This is a genomic window from Saccharopolyspora erythraea NRRL 2338 (genome assembly GCF_000062885.1).
GTDB lineage: Bacteria > Actinomycetota > Actinomycetes > Mycobacteriales > Pseudonocardiaceae > Saccharopolyspora_D > Saccharopolyspora_D erythraea.
The window spans coordinates 3,370,363-3,386,056 of the sequence record NC_009142.1; the positions used below are offsets into that span (position 1 = coordinate 3,370,363).

Below are 15,694 nucleotides of genomic sequence, written 5' to 3' on the forward strand. Positions count from 1 at the left end.
CGCAAGGGGACGATCACGTCGTCCACAACGGACGGAAGATCCCGCTGCGCGACACGGCCACCGGCTCTACCTTGGGAATCCGGACCCGCCGCAGCTCGGCGGTCCCCGCACCGAACGGGACGCGGGGCCAGGCGACCAGGGGGAGGTGGCCGATGAGCTCGACGCCCACGGCCTTCGACGAGGTCCACATCCTGTGGACATCCGAGGGGATGAGCTGTGACGGCGACACGGTGTCGGTGACCAACGCGACGCTGCCCAGCATCGAGGACGTGGTGCTCGGCACGGTGCCGGGGCTGCCGAAGGTGCACCTGCACAACAAGGTGCTGGCCTACGAGACCGGCTCGGACTTCATGGCGGCCTTCCACCAGGCCGCCCGCGGCGAGCTGGAGCCGTTCATCTTCGTCGTCGAGGGCTCCATCCCCAACGAGAACATCAATCCCGAGGGCTACTGGACCTCGATGGGCAACGACCCGGACACCGGCGAGCCGATCACCCTCAACCAGTGGATCGACCGCCTGGCGCCGAAGGCGTGGGCAGTCGTGGCTGCGGGCACCTGCGCCACCTACGGCGGCATCCACGCGATGGCGGGAAACCCGACCGGCTGCATGGGGCTGGCCGACTACCTCGGCCCGGACTTCCGCACCGCGGGCGGGCTGCCGATCGTCAACGTGCCGGGATGCCCGGTGCAGCCGGACAACTTCATGGAGACCCTGCTGTGGGTGCTGCACCAGGCCGCGGGGCTGGCTCCGACCATCCCGCTCGACGAGCAGCTGCGGCCGACGTGGCTGTTCGGCAAGACGGTGCACGAGGGCTGCGACCGCGCCGCCTACTACGAGCAGGCCGACTTCGCCAAGGACTACAACTCGCCGAAGTGCCTGGTGAAGGTCGGGTGCTGGGGGCCGGTGGTGAACTGCAACGTCACCAAGCGCGGCTGGATGGACGGCATCGGCGGCTGCCCCAACGTCGGCGGCATCTGCATCGCCTGCACCATGCCGGGCTTCCCGGACAAGTTCATGCCGTTCATGGACGAACCGCCGGGCGGCACCCTGTCGGCCGGGCTGCTGCGGGCCTACGGCCCGTTCGTCCGGATGATGCGCGGTTTCACCAATCGCAACGTCGACCGGGAACCGAAATGGCGCCACAACGGCCACGAGCTCACCACCGGCTACCAGCCGCGGTGGCCGAACCGATAGTCCCCGAGGGAGAACGCACACATGGCCACTCAGCGGACCAAAGCCGGTGCGCAGCAGCGCAACATCGTCGACGTCGAGTTCGACCCGATCACCCGGATCATCGGCAACCTGGGGATCTACACCAAGGTCGACTTCGCCAACAACGAGGTCGTGGAGTGCAAGAGCACCTCCTCGATCTTCCGCGGCTACAGCGTCTTCATGAAGGGCAAGGACCCGCGCGACGCGCACTTCATCACCAGCCGGATCTGCGGCATCTGCGGTGACAACCACGCGGTCTGCTCGATCTACGCGCAGAACATGGCCTACGGGGTCAAGACCCCGCCGCTGGGCGAGTGGATCATCAACCTCGGCGAGGCGGCCGAGTTCATGTTCGACCACACCATCTTCCAGGACAACATGGTCTTCATCGACTTCTGCGAGAAGATGGTCTCGGAGACCAACCCCGGCGTCGTCCGGCAGGCCGAGCAGAAGGCCGCGCCGCGCGGCGACATCCACGGCTACCGCACCATCGCCGACATCATGCGCTCCTTCAACCCCTTCGAGGGCGAGATGTACAAGGCGGCGCTGGAGATGAGCCGGGTGACCCGGGAGATGTGCTGCCTCATGGAGGGCAGGCACGTGCACCCGTCCACGCTGTACCCGGGCGGGGTGGGCACGGTGGCCACGCCGCAGGTCTTCACCGACTACCAGGTCCGGCTGGTGCGGGTGCTGGACTTCATCAAGCGCGCCGTGGCGATGAACGACGACGTCTTCGACTTCTTCTACGAGGCGCTGCCCGGCTACGAGGAGGTCGGCAGGCGGCGCACGCTGCTGGGCTGCTGGGGCTGCTTTCAGGACCCGGAGGTCGTCGACTACGACTACCGCAACATGACCGAGTGGGGCCGGTCGATGTTCGTCACGCCCGGCATCGTGGTGGACAACGAGCTGGTCACCACCAACCTGGTCGACATCAACCTCGGGATGCGCATCCTGCTCGGCAGCTCCTACTACGAGGACTGGACGAGCGAGCACACGTTCGTCGACCGCGACCCGCTGGGCAACCCGGTCGACCAGCGCCACCCGTGGAACCAGACCACGCTGCCCGCGCCGCAGAAGCGCGATCTCGACGGCGGCAACTACAGCTGGGTGATGAGCCCGCGCTGGTTCGACAAGCGCACCGGCGACCACCTCGCGCTGGACACCGGCGGCGGACCGATCGCGCGGCTGTGGTCCACGGCGCTGGCCGGGCTGGTCAACACGCCCTACGTGCGTTCCACCGGGCGAAGCGTGGAGATCGACCTGCCGCGCGGCCAGTCGTTGCCCGACATGCAGCTGGAGTGGACGCCGCCGGCGTTCCCCAACACGATCGAGCGCAACCGCGCGCGGATGTACTTCGTCGCCTACGCCGCGGGGATGGCGCAGTACTTCCTGGACCGCGCGCTGGCCGAGGTGCGCTCGGGCAACACCAAGGTGTTCGCCGACTTCAACGTCCCGGACGAGGCCATCGGCGTCGGGTTCCACGAGGCCGTGCGCGGTGTGCTGTCGCACCACCTGGTCATCCGCGACGGCAAGATCGCCAACTACCACCCGTACCCGCCGACGCCGTGGAACGCCAGCCCGCGCGACTTCTACGGCACGCCGGGGCCCTACGAGGACGCGGTGCAGGGCCAGCCGATCTTCGAGGAGAACGGGCCCGACGACTTCAAGGGCATCGACATCATGCGCACCGTGCGCAGCTTCGACCCGTGCCTGCCGTGCGGGGTCCACATGTACCTCGGCGGTGGCCGGGTGCTGCAGAAGTCGCATTCGCCGATGTTCGGCGGCTCGGCGTGACGGGACGGGGACGCCATGTCTTGGGACGATGAGCAGGCCAGGGAGCACGTCGGCCGGGTCGAGGCGCTGCTGTCGGCGCTGGAGTCGCGCCAGGACGCCGCGGGCGCGCAGGCGCTGGAGGCGGTGCGGGCGCTGGTCGCCCTCTACGGCGACTGCCTCGCGCGGGTGCTGGAGCGCGTCGAGCGCTCCGGCGACCGCGCACTGCTCACCGAGCTGGGCGAGGACGAGCTGGTCTCGCACCTGCTGCTGGTGCACGACCTGCACCCGGTGGACACCGAGACCCGGGTGCGGCGGGTCCTGGCCGAGGTGGCGCGCTTCGCGGGCGGCGGCGTGGAGCTGCTGTCCTTCACCGAAGGGGCGGTGCGCGTGCGGATCGGCTCGGGTGGCTGCGGTTCGACGTCCGGTCGCCTGCGGGCGGCCGTGGAGGACGCCCTGTCCCAGGCCGCCCCGGAGGTCGGCCGCGTCGAGGTGGTGGAGGAGCCGGCGCCGAAGGCGGCGGCGGTGATCCCGGTGGAGGCGCTGTTCGCCGGTGGAAGCGTTCCGGGTGGTGCGTGAGCGATGACGCGTTCGTTCGCCGGTTCACCGCTGCGCCGGATGGCGCGGGGGCAGCCGACCGCGGGGGAGGCCGCCCCCGAGGAACGATGCGACCTGTGCTCCGAGCCGCTGCCCGGAGGCCACCGCCACCTCGTCGACCTCGAAACCGGTGAGATCTCCTGCGCGTGCCAGCCCTGCGGTGTCCTGTTCGACCACCGCGCCGCCGGCGGCGGCCACTACCGGCTGATCCGCACCCGACCGCGCCCGCTGGAGGACTTCCGGCTCGACGACCTCGGCTGGGCCGCCCTGGGAATTCCGGTGGACCTGGCCTTCTTCGTGCGCGGCGGCGAGTCCGACCGCGTCACCGGCTACTACCCGAGTCCGATGGGGACGATGCGCTCCGAGCTGGAGTTCGGCACCTGGCAGCAGCTCGTCGAGGACAACCCGGTGCTGGGCGGGCTGGAACCGGACGTGGAGGCGCTGCTGGCCAACCGCGTCGGCGGTGCGCGCGAGTACTGGCTGCTGCCGCTCGACGAGTGCTACCGGCTGGTGGCGGTGCTGCGCACCCGGTGGCAGGGCTTCAACGGCGGCGACGAGGTCTGGGAGCACGTGCGGCGGTTCTTCGCCGAGCTGTCCCCGGATGCCGGCCGGCGGGCCGGAACCTCAGGTGGGGAGGAATGACATGGGTAGGATCAGAGTGGGCAGACCGGACGTAAAGGTCGACGGGCCCTCCCACACCCGGGGTGTGCCGGAGGGCAACACCGAGGGCAACTACGAGCGGCAGCGCGGTCACCTGCCCGACGGCACCTCGACAGCCGCGCGCTCCACCGGGATCCGGCCGAGGCGCAAGGGGCCGATCCTGCCGGGCATGCCGAACCTGTCGCCGTCGTGACCACCGGCGAGCAGGAGGTCCCGGCCGGCGCCCGCGCCGGTGCCGGTGAGCCGGACGGGCGGCAGGCGGCGCCGGAGCTGGCCTTCCAGGTCACCGGCGCGGCACCGGTGCGCTTCGCGGCGGTGCCGACGCTGTCGTTCCGGATCGGGGTGAGCAGGACCGGCGGTGGCCCGGTCCGCTCCATCACGCTCACCACGACCGTCCGGATCGCGGCGCCCCGACGGCGCTACCGGCCGGAGGAGCAGGCGCTGCTCACCGAGCTGTTCGGCACTCCCGACCAGTGGGCCCGCACGATGCGTCCGCTGCCGTGGGCCCGGTCGACGACGGTGGTCGCGCCGTTCACCGACAGCACCGCGACCGAGGTGCCCGTGGCGTGCACGTGGGACGTCGAGCTGGCCGTGGCAAAGTACTTCCTGGCGGTGCGCGACGGCGGTGTCCCGCTGGACTTCATGTTCAACGGCACCGTTTTCTTCGAAGGCGAGGACGGGCGGCTGCGCACCGCGCAGATCTCGTGGTCGACCGACACGACGTTCTTGCTGCCCGCGGAGCTGTGGCACGAGGTGGTCGACGCCTCTTCGCCCGGCAACGCGTGGCTGCGCCTATCCCGGGACACCTTCGAGCGGCTCTACGCCCGCAGGAGCCGGTCCGCGGCAGGCGGGTGGGACGAGGTGGTCAACGCACTGCTCGACGACGTCGAGCCGGATCCGGGACGACAGCCATGAGCGCGGTGGAGCCCGCGGGCCGGGGCGTCGAGTTCCGCAGGGGCAGCCGGGTCCGGCTGCGGCCCGCGCAGCGCGCCGACATCGTCGACCTGACGCTGTCGGGCCGGACCGCGCGGGTGGACCGGGTGGAGGAGTACGAGGACGGCCGGATCCACGTCGTGGTCGCCCTCGACGGCGACCCCGCCTGCGACCTCGGCGCGATGAGCCAGATCGGGCACCGCTTCTTCTTCGCGCCCGAGGAGCTGGAACCGATCGGCGGCGAGCAGGACGGCAGCGCGGTCCTGGTGGCCGCGGTCGGTGACGCGTTCGTCCCCGGTGGCGGGTTCGGCGCCTCCGTGGTCGAGCGGCTGCGGGCCCGGGAGCACCGCCACGACGTGCGCCTCAACGACTTCGGCATCCGGACGTCGGATCTCGTGCGCGCGGTGGCCGACGAGGACTTCCACGCCGTGTTGCTGGTCTGCGCGCTGCGGCAGGGCCGCCGGCCCGGTGCCGTGTCGGTGTGGGAGGCCGCCGCGGTGACCACTCCGGAGTCCGACGACGCGGCGTTCGTCTTCGCCCTCACGCGGCGGCTCCAGCGGCACTGCGGCCGGGTTCTCGTGCTGGCCGGTGAGCCGGCGCGCGGCGGCGCGGCCGAACACCTCGACGAAGCGGTCCGGGTCCTCGACACCCTGGTCGGGGACATCACGACGGCCCGCCAGGCACCGACAGGACGGTGAGTTCCCCATGTGCGACGAAATCCACATCTCGCGGCGGGCGCTGCGCATCACCGCGGCCCTCCTCGCCGCCACCGCGCTGTTCGCGGTGCTGAAGCAGCTTCCGGAGATCCGGCGCTACATCAAGTCCGAGCGGATGTGAACGACCGTCCAACATCGACGGTCGTCACGCACGGGCGGGTCTGATCGATTTGTGGGCCCGCCGCACCGGACTTAGCTTGAGACCGCCCGCGAACACGGACCCATGGGAGAAGTGACCGCATGCAACGGTCGTCCGACAACGGCGCCTGCGACGCGCTGGACGTGATCTTCGCGCGCCGCGCCGATCCCGTGGCCGAACTGCTGGACGACGCCGAGGCGGTCGCGCGGACCTGCCACGCGATGGCGCGCCGGTTCCACGCCGGCGGCAAGCTCGTCGTCTTCGGCAACGGCGGTCCCAGCACCGACGCCCAGCACGTGGCGGTGGAGTTCGTGCACCCCGTGATCGTGGGCAAGCGCGCGCTGCCCGCCGTCTCGCTCACCTCCGACGTGGCCACCGTGACCGGCGTCGCCAGCGGCAGCGGCCTCGACGAGATCTTCGCCCACCAGGTGCACCACCTCGCCGACCCCGACGACATCGCGCTGGGCATCTCCACCGACGGGCGTTGCGCAAACGTCCGCCGCGGGCTGGAGGCGGCGCGCGCCCGGGGGCTGCTGACCGTCGGGCTGGTCGGCGGCGACGGCGGTTCGATCGCGGCGGGCGGGTTCGACCACGTGCTCGTCGCGCGGGCCACCGATCCCCGCGTCGTCAAGGAGGTGCACGTGACGATGTACCACGTGCTGTGGGAGCTGGTGCACGTGTTCTTCGACCACCCGGGCACGCTCGAGGCGGAGGCGGGCGCATGAGCGCCGGGCCGTCGCGGGAGCAGGCACCGGCGTGCACCGGTGAGCGCTGCGTGACGTGCTCGGACGAGGCGGTCGCCGTCGAGGTCCTGCGGCTGCTCGACGACGGGCTGGCGCTGGTGGCCACCGACGCGGGCGAGGAGGAAGTGAGCGTGGCCCTCGTCCCGGCCCGCGTCGGCGACACCGTGCTGGTCCACGCCCGCGAAGCCATCGCGATCATGAAGGGGTGAGCGACGTGGACTCCACTCGCGGCGAGGCTTCCGGGACCGAGGCGCTCTACCCGTTCCTCAGTCCCGCCCACACCGACGTCGGCGGCGTGCTGAACGAGGTCAGGCGGTCCACTCAGGACAAGGTCCGTGAGATCATGGCGCTGCGCGAGCAGGTCCGGCTGCGCGACGGCCGGAAGCTGGTCGAGTGCGCCGAGGCGATGGCCGAGCGCTTCCGCGCCGGGGCGCGGTTGTTCGCCTTCGGCAACGGCGGAAGCTCCACCGACGCCCAGGACCTGGCGAGCCTGTTCCTGCACCCGGGGCCGGGATGGCGCGCGCTGCCCGCGTTCGGTCTCACCAGCGACATCGCCGTGGTCACGGCGCTGTCCAACGACGTCGGCTTCGACGTGGTCTTCGCGCGCCAGATCGGCGCGTTCGGGCGTCCCCAGGACATCGCCGTCGGCCTGTCCACCAGCGGCAACTCGGCCAACCTCCTGCGCGCCTTCGACGAGGCCGCCCGCCGCGGGATGCTCACCGTGGGCATCGCGGGCGACCGGGGCGGCAAGATGGCCGAGTCCGCCGGCATCCACCACCTGTTCGTGGTGCCCTCGGCCTCGGTGCACCGCATCCAGGAGGCCCAGACCACGCTCTACCACGCGCTGTGGGAGCTCACCGCCACGGCGCTGGGTCCCGCCGACTGACCGACCGACCTGAGGAGAGCAGATGTGCCTGGCGATTCCGGGTGAGGTGCTCGAAGTCCTCGCCGACCGGCCCGAACTGGCCAAGGTGGACGTCAGCGGCGTCCGCCGCAACATCAACATCGGCCTGCTGGGCGACGAGCCGCCGGAGCCGGGCGAGTGGGTGCTGATCCACGTCGGCTTCGCGCTGTCCAAAATAGACGAGTCCGAGGCGCGGGCGGTCCTGGAGTTCCTGGAGAGCGTCGGCCAGGCCTACGCCGACGAGCTCGAAGCCCTGCACGACTCGCGCATCGACTAGGAGCCGCCCCATGCGTTTCGTCGACGAGTACCGCGACGCGGCCAAGGCCCGCGCGCTGTCGGCCAAGATCAGGGACCTGTGCGAACCGGGCCGCCAGTACAAGTTCATGGAGGTGTGCGGCGGGCACACCCACACGATCTACAAGCACGGCCTGGAGGACTACCTCCCGGAGAACATCACGCTGGTGCACGGTCCCGGCTGCCCGGTGTGCGTGATCCCGATGGGCCGCGTCGACGACGCGATCCACATCGCAGGCCGCCCCGGCGTGCTGATGACCTCGTTCGGCGACATGATGCGGGTGCCCGGCGGCAACGGCACCTTCTTCGACTCCAACGCCGAGGGCACCAACATCAGGATGGTCTACTCGCCGCTGGACTCGATCAAGCTCGCGCGGCAGAACCCCGAGCAGCACGTGGTGTTCATGGCCATCGGGTTCGAGACCACCGCGCCGTCCACGGCGATGACGCTGCTGCGCGCGGAGCAGGAGGGGCTGGAGAACTTCTCGGTCTTCTGCAACCACGTGACCATCATCCCGGCGATCAAGGCGATCCTGGACTCACCGGACCTGCGGCTGGACGGGTTCCTCGGTCCCGGCCACGTCTCGACGGTGATCGGCTGCCGTCCCTACGAGTTCATCGCCCGCGACTACGGCAAGCCGCTGGTGGTCTCCGGCTTCGAGCCACTGGACATCCTGCAGTCGGTCTACATGCTGCTGCTCCAGCTCGCCGAAGGCCGTTCGGAGGTCGAGAACCAGTACACCCGCGTCGTGCCGTGGGACGGCAACACCACCGCGCTGGCGGTCATCTCGCGGACCATGGAGCTGCGCCCGTACTTCGAGTGGCGCGGGCTGGGCTTCATCTCGCACTCGGCGCTGCGCCTGCGCGAGCGCTACGAGCGGTTCGACGCCGAGAAGCTGTTCGAGCTGCCCGGGGTCCGCGTCGCCGACCCGAAGGCGTGCCAGTGCGGCGAGGTCCTCAAGGGCGTGCTCAAACCGTGGGAGTGCAAGGTGTTCGGCACCGCCTGCACGCCGGAGACGCCGATCGGGACGTGCATGGTCTCGCCGGAGGGCGCCTGCGCCGCCTACTACAACTTCGGCCGCTTCAGCCGCGAACGCGTCAAGGAGGCGAGCAGGACGTGAGCAGCGATCAGGACGCCACCGCCGGCGTGGAGCCGGGGCGCACGCCGGGGTGGGTCGCCGACGCGATGGTCCACCACGAGCGGGAAGGGCAGCCGGGCTCCGGCCACGCCACGCGCGAGGAGCAGGTCCTCGAACGCATCGACCGGGCGCGACGGCGCAAGGCGAAGGTCAAGGAGGACCGCGTCACGCTGGCCCACGGTTCGGGTGGCAAGGCGACCCAGACGCTGGTCGAGGCGATCTTCCTGGAGAGCTTCCGCAACCCGCTGCTGGAGCGGATGGAGGACGGCGCCGAGCTCGCGGTCAACGGATCCCGGCTGGCGTTCACGACCGACTCCTTCGTGGTCTCCCCGCTGTTCTTCCCCGGCGGCGACATCGGCGACCTCGCCGTCAACGGCACGGTGAACGACCTGGCGGTCTCCGGAGCGACCCCGCTCTACCTGTCGGCGGGCTTCATCATCGAGGAGGGCTTCCCGGTCGCCGAGCTGACCCGCATCGTCGAGTCGATGTCGGCGGCGGCTGCGCGCGCGGGCGTTCAGGTCGTCACCGGGGACACCAAGGTCGTGCAGAAGGGCAAGGCGGACGGCTGCTACGTCAACACCGCCGGCGTCGGCCTCATCGAGACCGGCCACCGGCTGGGGGCCGACACCGCCCGGCCCGGCGACGCGGTGCTGGTGTCGGGTCCGATCGGGGACCACGGCGTGACGGTGATGCTCGAACGCGGCGAGCTGGACATCGACGCCGACATCACCTCCGACACCGCCGCCGTCAACGGCATGGTCGCCGGCCTGCTGGCGGCCGTTCCCGGCGTCCGGGCGATGCGCGACGCGACCCGCGGCGGCGTGGCCACCGTGCTGAACGAGATCGCCAGGGCATCGGACGTGTCGGTCGTGGTGGACGAGGCCGAGGTCCCGGTGCGCACCGAGGTTCGCGGCGCCTGCGAGCTGCTGGGCATCGACCCGCTCTACGTCGCCTGCGAGGGCCGGATCGTGGTGGTCGTCGACGGGGCGCAGGCCGAGACCGCGCTGGCGGCGCTGCGGTCGCACCCGCTGGGCGGCGGCGCGGCGCTGATCGGGCGGATCGGGGACGACCCGCCGGGGCTGGTGCTGCTCAACACCGCGTTCGGCGGCACCAGGATCGTCGACCTGCTCGTCGGCGACCCGCTGCCCCGGATCTGCTGAGCGCGGCGACGTGCACGAGCTGGGGATCACCCAGGGCATCGCGGAGGCGGTGCTCGACGCCGTCGCCGACGCCAGGGTCACCTGCGTGCACCTGGAGATCGGCAGGCTCTCCGGAGTGGTCGCCGACTCCGTGCGGTTCTGCTTCGACCTGGTGGCGGAGGGAACCGCGCTGGAGGGCGCCAGGCTGGAGATCGCCGAACCGGCCGGGTGGGGTGCCTGCCGCGACTGCGGGAACGAGTTCGACGTGACCGGCCCGATCGCGCTCTGCCGCTGCGGTGGGGGCGACGTGGCGGTGCTGGCCGGCCGCGAACTGCGGATCAGATCGGTGGAGGTGGAGTAGACGATGTGCGCCACGTGCGGATGCTCGGACGACGCGGGCACGCGGATCAGCGGGCCGGACGCGGACGACCACGGCGACGGGCACGGCCACGGACATGGACACGGACATGGACATGGACATGGACATGGTGACGGGCACGGCCACGGTCATGGCCACGACAACGGGCACGGGCACGGCGACCGGGAAGACGCGCGGACGATCGACCTCGAACAGCGGGTGCTGGCCAAGAACGACCGGCTGGCAGAGCAGAACCGCCGATGGCTGTCCGGAAACGGGGTCCTCGCTCTCAACCTGATGAGCTCGCCGGGCTCGGGCAAGACCACGCTGCTCGAACGCACGCTGCGCGAGCTCGGCACCGAGGTCGGTGTCTCGGTGGTCGAGGGCGATCAGGAGACCCGCTTCGACGCCGAGCGCATCCGCGCCACCGGCTGCCGGGTCGTGCAGGTCAACACCGGAGCGGGCTGCCACCTCGACGCCGGCATGCTCGGCGACGCCCTGCGGGCGCTGGACCCGCCGCGGCGCTCGGTGGTCTTCGTGGAGAACGTGGGAAACCTGGTGTGCCCGGCGCTGTTCGACCTGGGGGAGCGGTTCCGGGTCGTGATCGCCTCGGTCACCGAGGGCGCGGACAAGCCGCTGAAGTACCCGCACATGTTCCGCACCGCCGACCTGGTGGTGCTGAACAAGGTCGACCTGCTGCCGCACCTGGACTTCGACGTCGAGGCGTTCGCCGCGAACGTGCGGCAGGTCAGGCCGCGAGCGCGGATCGTGGAGGTCTCGGCGACCACGGGCCAAGGGCTGGACCGCTGGTACGGCTGGCTGCGCGACAGCCTGGCGGATCCGGGAGACGCGGTCAGCGCAGCCGGTCCCGCGCCCCGGCGACAACCGCCTGACCGAAGCTGATCCCGCCGTCGTTGGCGGGCACCCGGGAGTGGGTCAGGGTGCGGAAGCCGCGCGACTCCAGCCGGGCCACCGTTCGTTCCAGCAGCAGCATGTTCTGGAACACCCCGCCCGAGAGGGCGACCGCGTGCAGGCCCGTCGAGAGCCTGATCCGCTCGCACGCTTCGGTGACCAGCCGCGCCAGTCCGTTGTGGAACCTCGCCGACACGACCGGTGGCCGCACACCGGCACGCACGTCGTGGACGGCGGCACGCACCAGGTCGGTTGCCGGAATGGCTCCGCCCCGCGGGTCTCCCGTCCGGTACGCGCCGGGTTCGTGCCGGTCGGCGAGCTGTTCGAGCTCGATGGCGGCCTGGCCCTCGTAGCTGACCATGTCGCGGACGCCGAGGATCGCGGCCACCGCGTCGAAGAGCCTGCCCGCGCTCGAGGTCAGCGGCGAGTTGAGGCCGTGCTCGACGAGCTGGGCGACCTCCGGCCAGCTCGGGTTGCGGCGCAGCACTTCGTCCTCCGCCAGCTCCCCGCATGCGATCAGGTGGGAGACCGCCATCCGCCAGGGCTGGCGGATCGCTGCCGCGCCACCGGGCATGGGGACCGGCGCGAGGTGCGCCGCGCGTTCGAAGTCGGCGAGTCCGGCCACCAGGAACTCCCCGCCCCACAGGGTGCCGTCGGTGCCGTAGCCCAGCCCGTCGAAGGCGACGCCGATCACCGGTCCGGTCTCGGTGTTGTCGGCCAGGCAGGAGGCGATGTGCGCGTGGTGGTGCTGGACGCCGGTCAGCTCGACGCCGGTCAGCTCGCGGGCGTACTTGGTCGACAGGTACTCGGGGTGCAGGTCGTGCGCCACGATCGCGGGCCGCACGTCGAACAGCTTGCGGAAGTGCTCGACGCCACTGGTGAACGACTTCAGCGTCTCGTAGTTCTCCAGGTCCCCGATGTGGTGGGAGACGAAGACGTGCCGCTGCTTGGCGACGCTGAAGGTGTTCTTCAGCTCCGCGCCGCAGGCGAGCACGGGACGCGGGAACTCCCAGGGCACCGCGAGTGGTTCCGGGGCGTAGCCGCGGGACCGGCGCACCAGCATCGGCCGGCCGCGGAACGCGCGCACCACCGAGTCGTCGGTGCGGACGTGGATGGGTCGGTCGTGGGTGAGGAACGCGTCGGCGATGCCGGAAAGCCGTCGCAACGCGTCGTCGTCCTGGTGGGCGATCGGTTCGTCGGAGACGTTGCCGCTGGTGAGCACGATCGGTGTGGCGCATCGGCGCAGCAGGAGGTGGTGCAGCGGCGTGTACGGCAGCATGAGCCCCAGACGCGGGTTGCCCGGCGCCACGGCGGGGGCGATCGGCCCCGTGCCGGACCGCAGCCGCAGCAGCACGATCGGGCGACGGCGCGAGGTCAGCAGCTCGGCCTCGGTGTCGTCGAGGGTGACCAGCTCGCGGGCGTGGTCCACAGTGGCCACCATCACCGCGAACGGCTTGTCCTCGCGCAGCTTCCGCTTGCGCAGCGCCAGCGCCGCGTCCTCGTCGGTGGCGTCCACCGCGAGGTGGTAGCCGCCGAGTCCCTTGACCGCGAGCACTTCGCCACGCGCGAGCACCGCCGCGGCCTCCTCGACCGGGTCGCCCCCGCGCGGAGCACCGGAGGCGTCGAGCAGGGCGAGCGTCGGCCCGCACGCCCGGCAGCACACCGGCTGCGCGTGGAAGCGCCGGTCGGCGGTGTCGCCGTACTCCGCGGCGCAGGCGGCGCACATGGCGAAGCCGGCCATCGTGGTCAGCGGACGGTCGTAGGGCACGTCGCGGACGATGGTGAACCGCGGACCGCAGTTGGTGCAGTTGACGAAGGGATAGCCGAAGCGCCGGTCGCCGGGGTCCGACAGCTCGCGGAGGCAGTCGTCGCAGGTGGCGCTGTCGGCCGACACGAGCGCTTCGCGGTGGCCTGCCGAGGAGCTGGCGACGATGTGGAAACCGGTGTCGCCCAACGGCTCCACCGGCACCGCCGCGACGTCCTCGACCACCGCCAGCGGCGGGGCCTGCGGCCGCAGGGACGCCACGAACAGCTCGACGGCTTCCTCGGTGCCCTCCACCTCGATGAACACGCCGTGCAGGTCGTTGCCGACGTGTCCGGCCAGACCGAGCCGGGTGGCCAGCGAATGGACGAAAGGGCGGAAACCCACGCCCTGCACCACACCCTGGACCCTGACCCGCACCCGGACTCGCCCGTTCACCCGTCCAGTGTCGCGCCGGTACGCGGCCACAGCCATCCGGCGGAACCGGCGCCGATCCGCGTTCTTCCTTGCACCGACGGTGTTTTCGCGCTGCCGGTAGCCGCGAACTGTCCTCCAGTCGGTGGCGTCCTGCCGCCCGGATGTGCTAAGTCGGGAGGCATGGTCATCCGGATCCCCACGCCCAGTGATGTTCTCGGCCTGGCGAAGTCCACGGTCGGGTGGGCAGTCGAGTCGGCCACCGCGGTCGCCGCCTTACCGGGCCGCGTGCTCGGGCTGGTCGACGGGGCGGAGGCCCTGCTGACCCGCGTGCAGGCGGTCGTCGACCGCGCCGACGAGCTCGTCCAGCGCACCACGAGGACCGCCGAGGACGCCGAGGCGCTGCTGCGGGACACCCGCGCGGTCGCCGACGCGGCCCGCGCGGCGGTGGCCGACGCGGGGCGCATCGCCGCCTCCGCCGAGGGCCTGGTCAACCGCGCGGGTGGTGTCACCGACGAGGCGGCGAAGACGATCGTCGTGGCCCAGCGCGCGACCTCCACCGCAGACGGGCTGCTGGCCGCCTACGCGCCGACGGCGCGGCGGTTCGCCCCGCTGGCCGACCGGTTCGTCGACGAGCTCTCCGACAAGGAGGTCGAGGCCGCGATCCGGCTGGTGGACGAGCTGCCCGTGCTGACCGACCACGTGCTCCGGGACGTGCTGCCGATCCTGCGCACCCTGGACCGCGTCGGCCCCGAGATCCACGAGCTGCTGGAGGTCACCCACGACGTCCGGCGCGCGATAGTCGGCATCCCCGGCTTCCAGTTCTTCCGGCGCAGGGGCGAGGAGCGGGTCAGCGAGGAGGAGGTCGCCAAGCCGGAGGTCGACCACTACGGCCCCGGTCCGGCGGCGGACTCGCCGCGGTAGCCCGCCGCGGCGCGAAGCGCGCCGGCTCGGCGCCGACCGAGCCGGCTCGGCGCCGACCGAGCCGGCTCGGTACGGACCGCACCGCACGAGCCCTTCCGCCAGGCTCGCCGAGTTCTCGCCCCGCCCGGCGCGACACGGGTCGCCGCGCCGGAAGGCACGGCCTCAGGTTGACGCGCGCCTGCTCGCTTCCTGGACGTCGCGCAGCAGGGCCGCCGCGGCGGTGCTGGTCGGGTCGCTGGTGATGGCCACCGTCTCCCAGGTCGGCGCGGGGGAGGCGAGCGGGACGAAGCGCACCTGCCCGTTCTTGGCCGAGAACGACCGCGGCACCAGCGCGATGCCCAGCCCGCAGGCGACCAGCTCCAGCAGCGAGTGCACGTCGGTGACCTCGAGGGCGACCCGCCGCTCGACCCCCGTTTCCGCCAGCACGCGGTCGACCACGTCGCGTGTTCCCCAGTCGGGGTGGAAGTCGACGAACGGCTGCTCGCCGAGCTCGCGCGGGTCGACCCGGTCGCGCTCGGCCATCGGGTGGTCACCGGCGCAGGCCAGGACCAGCGGCTCGGTGTCGAGGCTGTGCACCAGCACGCCGTCCGGGCAGCGGGCGGGCCGGACGGCGAACGCGAGGTCCAGGCGTCCGGCACGCACTTGCTCCGCGAGGTCTCCAGAGCCGCCCTGGCGGAGCCGGACCTCGATGCCGGGGTGCGCGGTGACGAACCCGGCCAGCACCGGGGGCAGGTCCACCACGTGCAGGCACTGCAACGTGCCGATGGACAGCTCACCTCGCAGCAGCCCGCGTACGGCCGCGACGGCGTCGCGTGCCGAGTCGACCGCGCAGAGTGCCCGCCGGGCCTCGTGGAGCAGGGCGTGACCGGCGGCGGTGAGCGTGACGTTGCGGGTCGTGCGGTGGAACAGCCGTGCGCCCAGCTCCCGCTCCAGCGACCGGATCGACGCCGACAGCCCGGACTGGGCGACGTGCAGCCGCTTGGCGGCCCGGGTGAAGTGGCACTCCTCCGCGACCGCGACGAAGTACTCCAGTTGCCGCAGCTCCATTCGGATCAATCGCTCTCGTTGCTTGAATCGAT

General features: G+C 71.6%; 19 protein-coding genes. 17 read left to right on the forward strand and 2 right to left on the reverse strand.

All coding sequences use genetic code 11. The features are described 5' to 3' along the window. Window positions 1-152: 152 nt before the first annotated feature. From SACE_RS14850 to hypB, 16 genes are all read left to right on the forward strand, one after another. On the forward strand, window positions 153-1,193 hold the full coding sequence (locus SACE_RS14850) for an NADH-quinone oxidoreductase subunit B family protein (RefSeq protein WP_009945369.1): 1,041 nt from the start codon (window positions 153-155) through the stop codon (window positions 1,191-1,193). Window positions 1,194-1,214: 21 nt separating this feature from the next. Further along, a complete protein-coding gene (locus SACE_RS14855; protein ID WP_009945368.1) occupies window positions 1,215-3,005 on the forward strand; it encodes a nickel-dependent hydrogenase large subunit in 1,791 nt (596 codons plus the stop codon). A gap of 15 nt (window positions 3,006-3,020) precedes the next feature. After that, window positions 3,021-3,560, forward strand: a complete 540-nt coding sequence (locus SACE_RS14860) for a NifU family protein (protein ID WP_009945367.1) — start codon at window positions 3,021-3,023, stop codon at window positions 3,558-3,560. A 3-nt stretch (window positions 3,561-3,563) separates the two neighbouring features. Further along, window positions 3,564-4,220 carry a DUF5947 family protein gene (locus SACE_RS14865; protein ID WP_009945365.1) on the forward strand — a complete coding sequence of 219 codons (657 nt, stop codon included), beginning with the start codon at window positions 3,564-3,566 and terminating at the stop codon, window positions 4,218-4,220. A gap of 1 nt (window position 4,221) precedes the next feature. Further along, the gene (locus SACE_RS14870) at window positions 4,222-4,431 is read left to right on the forward strand and encodes a hypothetical protein (RefSeq protein ID WP_173401308.1); all 210 of its coding nucleotides are present in this window, start codon (window positions 4,222-4,224) and stop codon (window positions 4,429-4,431) included. Next, complete coding sequence (locus tag SACE_RS14875) at window positions 4,428-5,153, forward strand: DUF6084 family protein (protein ID WP_009945363.1); 726 nt, start codon at window positions 4,428-4,430, stop codon at window positions 5,151-5,153. Before SACE_RS14870 ends, SACE_RS14875 begins: the two co-directional genes overlap by 4 nt. Further along, window positions 5,150-5,869 carry a hypothetical protein gene (locus tag SACE_RS14880; protein ID WP_009945362.1) on the forward strand — a complete coding sequence of 240 codons (720 nt, stop codon included), beginning with the start codon at window positions 5,150-5,152 and terminating at the stop codon, window positions 5,867-5,869. Before SACE_RS14875 ends, SACE_RS14880 begins: the two co-directional genes overlap by 4 nt. Window positions 5,870-5,876: 7 nt before the next feature. Continuing rightward, entirely contained in the window at window positions 5,877-6,008 is a 132-nt protein-coding gene (locus tag SACE_RS39730; RefSeq protein ID WP_009945361.1) for a DUF6893 family small protein, read from the forward strand. Window positions 6,009-6,127: 119 nt separating this feature from the next. Then, window positions 6,128-6,751 carry a D-sedoheptulose-7-phosphate isomerase gene (locus tag SACE_RS14885; protein ID WP_009945360.1) on the forward strand — a complete coding sequence of 208 codons (624 nt, stop codon included), beginning with the start codon at window positions 6,128-6,130 and terminating at the stop codon, window positions 6,749-6,751. After that, the gene (locus SACE_RS14890) at window positions 6,748-6,978 is read left to right on the forward strand and encodes a HypC/HybG/HupF family hydrogenase formation chaperone (protein ID WP_009945359.1); all 231 of its coding nucleotides are present in this window, start codon (window positions 6,748-6,750) and stop codon (window positions 6,976-6,978) included. The genes SACE_RS14885 and SACE_RS14890 overlap by 4 nt, the downstream gene beginning before the upstream one ends. Continuing rightward, window positions 6,975-7,655, forward strand: a complete 681-nt coding sequence (locus SACE_RS14895) for a D-sedoheptulose-7-phosphate isomerase (RefSeq protein ID WP_021341566.1) — start codon at window positions 6,975-6,977, stop codon at window positions 7,653-7,655. Before SACE_RS14890 ends, SACE_RS14895 begins: the two co-directional genes overlap by 4 nt. Before the next feature lie 22 nt (window positions 7,656-7,677). Beyond that, window positions 7,678-7,950 (forward strand): HypC/HybG/HupF family hydrogenase formation chaperone, encoded by a 273-nt coding sequence (locus SACE_RS14900; protein ID WP_009945357.1) that lies wholly within the window; start codon window positions 7,678-7,680, stop codon window positions 7,948-7,950. 10 nt (window positions 7,951-7,960) lie between these two features. After that, window positions 7,961-9,088 carry a hydrogenase formation protein HypD gene (hypD, locus tag SACE_RS14905; protein ID WP_009945356.1) on the forward strand — a complete coding sequence of 376 codons (1,128 nt, stop codon included), beginning with the start codon at window positions 7,961-7,963 and terminating at the stop codon, window positions 9,086-9,088. A gap of 65 nt (window positions 9,089-9,153) precedes the next feature. Continuing rightward, window positions 9,154-10,266 carry a hydrogenase expression/formation protein HypE gene (gene hypE / locus SACE_RS14910; protein ID WP_044547898.1) on the forward strand — a complete coding sequence of 371 codons (1,113 nt, stop codon included), beginning with the start codon at window positions 9,154-9,156 and terminating at the stop codon, window positions 10,264-10,266. Between the two features lie 10 nt (window positions 10,267-10,276). Further along, a complete protein-coding gene (locus SACE_RS14915; RefSeq protein WP_009945354.1) occupies window positions 10,277-10,606 on the forward strand; it encodes a hydrogenase maturation nickel metallochaperone HypA/HybF in 330 nt (109 codons plus the stop codon). A gap of 3 nt (window positions 10,607-10,609) precedes the next feature. Next, on the forward strand, window positions 10,610-11,506 hold the full coding sequence (gene hypB, locus SACE_RS14920; RefSeq protein WP_011873927.1) for a hydrogenase nickel incorporation protein HypB: 897 nt from the start codon (window positions 10,610-10,612) through the stop codon (window positions 11,504-11,506). Here hypB and hypF read toward each other — a convergent pair. Beyond that, window positions 11,457-13,751 (reverse strand): carbamoyltransferase HypF, encoded by a 2,295-nt coding sequence (gene hypF / locus SACE_RS14925; RefSeq protein WP_021341567.1) that lies wholly within the window; start codon window positions 13,749-13,751, stop codon window positions 11,457-11,459. The genes hypB and hypF overlap by 50 nt on opposite strands. A gap of 123 nt (window positions 13,752-13,874) precedes the next feature. Here hypF and SACE_RS14930 point away from each other — a divergent pair, with 123 nt between their 5' ends. Further along, on the forward strand, window positions 13,875-14,615 hold the full coding sequence (locus SACE_RS14930) for a hypothetical protein (RefSeq protein WP_009945349.1): 741 nt from the start codon (window positions 13,875-13,877) through the stop codon (window positions 14,613-14,615). A 162-nt stretch (window positions 14,616-14,777) separates the two neighbouring features. Here SACE_RS14930 and SACE_RS14935 read toward each other — a convergent pair whose 3' ends face one another. Continuing rightward, complete coding sequence (locus tag SACE_RS14935; RefSeq protein ID WP_009945348.1) at window positions 14,778-15,662, reverse strand: LysR family transcriptional regulator; 885 nt, start codon at window positions 15,660-15,662, stop codon at window positions 14,778-14,780. Between the last annotated feature and the right edge of the window lie 32 nt (window positions 15,663-15,694).